We start from the raw sequence: 3000 nt of genomic DNA, 5'->3' as shown, positions 1-3000 counted from the left end.
CGCCGAAGTATGCTCTTTGGCAAGAGAATTCGCTGCGGCGATGGCCCGCAGACGCTCCCCCGGATCGGCGATCTGGGTTTGCAGGGAAGAGAACATCCCGGATACCTGGTTACGCCCGGGGCGATCGGACTTACCGTGCACCGAAACCGGGACCATCGCCACCAACGACGAGTCCGGCAGTTCGCCGCGGTCAAGCAGAAACTGCCGCAGCACCCCGGAGACCAGCGCCATCACCACGTCGTTGACCTTGACGCCGAAATGGTCCTTGACCCTTTTGATGTCGTCGAGATCCAGTTGGGCATAGGCGACGTTGCGATGGGCGGTGACGTTGGCGTTGAAAACGGTCCGCGGGGCGGCGAACGGCCGTGCCATCGCAAGCCCGGCGCGTGCCCGCTGCACCGATTTGACCACCGACGACACCGTATCCGGCACCACGTTGGCCAGATGCAGTGGCCGGGTGAGGAATCGGGCCAGCCCGCCGGCCACGATCGCCAACTCGCTGGCGTCGCCGGGACCGTCGACCGGCTCCGGTGGCGGGGCGTCCGCCTCGGTGCTGCACAGTTGCGACATCAGGTTCGCGCCGGTCACCCCGTCCACCCCGGCGTGGTGCACCTTGGTCATCACCGCCAGACGCGCGCCGCGCGGGGCTTTCTTACCCGGGCCGGCCGGGCCACCCAGGCCCTCGATCACCCATGTCTCCCACAGCGGCCGGCTGCGGTCCAGCGGTAACCCGGCGATGTGCCCGCAGATGTCGGCCAACTCGACCCGCCCGCCCGGCGGCGGCAGGCCGATGCGGTGCAGGTGCCGGTCGACGTCGAAGTCGCGATCTTCCACCCAGACCGGATGGTCGAGGTTCAACGGACTGTCGGCAAGCTTCTCCCGAAAGGACGGCATCGCCTTGATGCGCAGCGCCAACTCGTCGCGGAGCCGCCCGAAGGTGTATCCGCCCGGCATCGTCGAGGCGTCCAGCTCCATCACCGAGCAGACGTGCAACGGCTGTGCGGCGCTTTCCAGGTAGAGGAAACTGGCGTCGAGTCCGCTGAGCCGCTGCATGCCGCCGATGGTAGCCCCGCAGCACTGGCCCAGTGGGTGCCAGCTGTGAGGAAGTCCACTGGGCTCGCGGGTTCAGCCGCGGCGACCCGGCTGGCACACTGGATGATGTCAGGCGACCCGGGGACCCGGCGGGGCCACGAGGATCGATCCGAGCACCACCGTGAAGGACAGTCATGTCTGAGATATCTGAGCCCACTGCATACGGCGCTTCGCGCGAGCAGGCCCCCAGCCCGCAGAAGCCCCGGACCCGGGTGCATCACCTGCAGAAGATGAAGGCCGAGGGCCGCAAGTGGGCCATGCTGACCGCCTATGACTACTCCACCGCGCGGGTCTTCGACGAGGTCGGCATTCCGGTGCTGCTGGTCGGCGACTCGGCCGCCAACGTCGTCTACGGCTACGACAGCACCGTTCCGGTCGGTGTCGACGAGCTGATCCCGCTGGTGCGCGCGGTGGTGCGCGGAGCGCCGCGCGCGCTGGTGGTCGCCGATCTGCCGTTCGGCAGCTACGAGGCCGGGCCGGCGGCCGCGCTGGCCACCGCCACCCGGTTCATGAAGGAGGGCGGCGCCCACGCCGTCAAGCTGGAGGGCGGCGAGCGGGTCGCCGAGCAGATCGCCACGCTGACCACGGCCGGCATCCCGGTGATGGCCCACATCGGCTTCACCCCGCAGAGCGTCAATGCGCTGGGCGGTTTCCGGGTGCAGGGCCGCGGCGATGCCGCCGAGCAGACCATCGCCGACGCGATCGCGGTCGCCGAAGCGGGTGCGTTCTCCGTCGTGATGGAGATGGTGCCTGCGGAGTTGGCCACCCAGATCACCGGCAAGCTGACCATCCCCACCGTCGGCATCGGCGCCGGCCCCAACTGCGACGCCCAGGTTCTGGTCTGGCAGGACATGGCTGGGCTCACCGGCGGGAAAACCGCGCGCTTCGTCAAGCGATTCGGCGACGTCGGTGTCGAATTGCGCCGTGCCGCAACTCAGTACGCTGACGAGGTGGCGGCCGGGACATTTCCCGCCGACGAGCACAGCTTCTAAAGGCAGCCGGAGCGTCCGGCCCTGGTGCGGGGCCCCTGTCTCGCGCCCCGGTCACCGGATGTGGCACGCTGGACGCCACTCCCCGATCGCGACGACGGAGGCGTCCATGGCTGTCAGGGCCGCGAACACGTCGCGCCATGTGGAGGTCGAGCGCAAATTCGACGTCGACGAGACGACCCTGTCGCCCTCATTTGCCGGCCTTGCCGCGATCAGCCGGATAGCGAAGCAACCGACCCTGGCACTGCGCGCCGTGTACTTCGACACACCGGCACGTGACCTGGCGGCCAAACGAGTCACGTTGCGCCGTCGTACCGGTGGCTCCGATGCCGGCTGGCACCTGAAGTTGCCCGCCGGACCCGACGCTCGCACCGAGGTCCGGGTCCCGTTGGGTGCGGCGGACGCCGACCAGGATCGGGTGCCCGACGAGTTGCGCGACGTCGTGCTGGCTATCGTGCGCGACCGCCCGCTGCGGCCGGTCGCGCGAATTACCACCAACCGGGACATCCATTTGCTGTGCGGCCAGGACGGCACGGTGCTGGCCGAGTTCTGCGACGACGACGTCGCGGCCGGTTTGGCTGAATCCGCCGAGGAGACACTGCGGTGGCGAGAGTGGGAACTCGAACTCGTCGAGCCCGGCGCGGCCGCCGACACCGAGCTGCTGGACCGGCTGAGCAACCGGTTACTCGACGCCGGCGCGACGCCGTCGAAGCAGGGCTCCAAGCTGGCGCGGGTGCTCGGCGAGGCCGGGGCCGCGCCGGAGCCACCGGTCCGACCGGCCGACCCGCTACTTCGTGCGGTGGCCGAGCAGATCGACAAGCTGCTGGTGTGGGATCGGGCGGTTCGGGCCGACGCTGACGACGCGGTCCACCAGATGCGGGTGACCAGCCGCAAGATCCGCAGCCTGCTGCGGGTCTCC

Annotated in this window: 3 protein-coding genes; 2 read left to right on the top strand and 1 reads right to left on the bottom strand. The window is 69.3% G+C overall.

Annotation, left to right across the window (positions count from 1 at the left end; translation table 11 throughout):
- On the bottom strand, positions 1 to 1053 hold a 1053-nt coding region (locus tag AC2VON_RS12725), incomplete at its 3' end, for a wax ester/triacylglycerol synthase family O-acyltransferase (RefSeq protein WP_486953288.1).
- Positions 1054 to 1235: 182 nt separating this feature from the next.
- Here AC2VON_RS12725 and panB point away from each other — a divergent pair.
- Both panB and AC2VON_RS12715 read left to right on the top strand, forming a co-directional pair.
- A complete protein-coding gene (panB, locus tag AC2VON_RS12720; protein ID WP_486953289.1) occupies positions 1236 to 2084 on the top strand; it encodes a 3-methyl-2-oxobutanoate hydroxymethyltransferase in 849 nt (282 codons plus the stop codon).
- A gap of 106 nt (positions 2085 to 2190) precedes the next feature.
- On the top strand, positions 2191 to 3000 hold an 810-nt coding region (locus AC2VON_RS12715; RefSeq protein WP_486953287.1), incomplete at its 3' end, for a CYTH domain-containing protein.

This window comes from Mycobacterium sp. TH-M82 (assembly GCF_057473605.1).
This window is presented reverse-complemented; position numbering and strand designations above follow the sequence as displayed.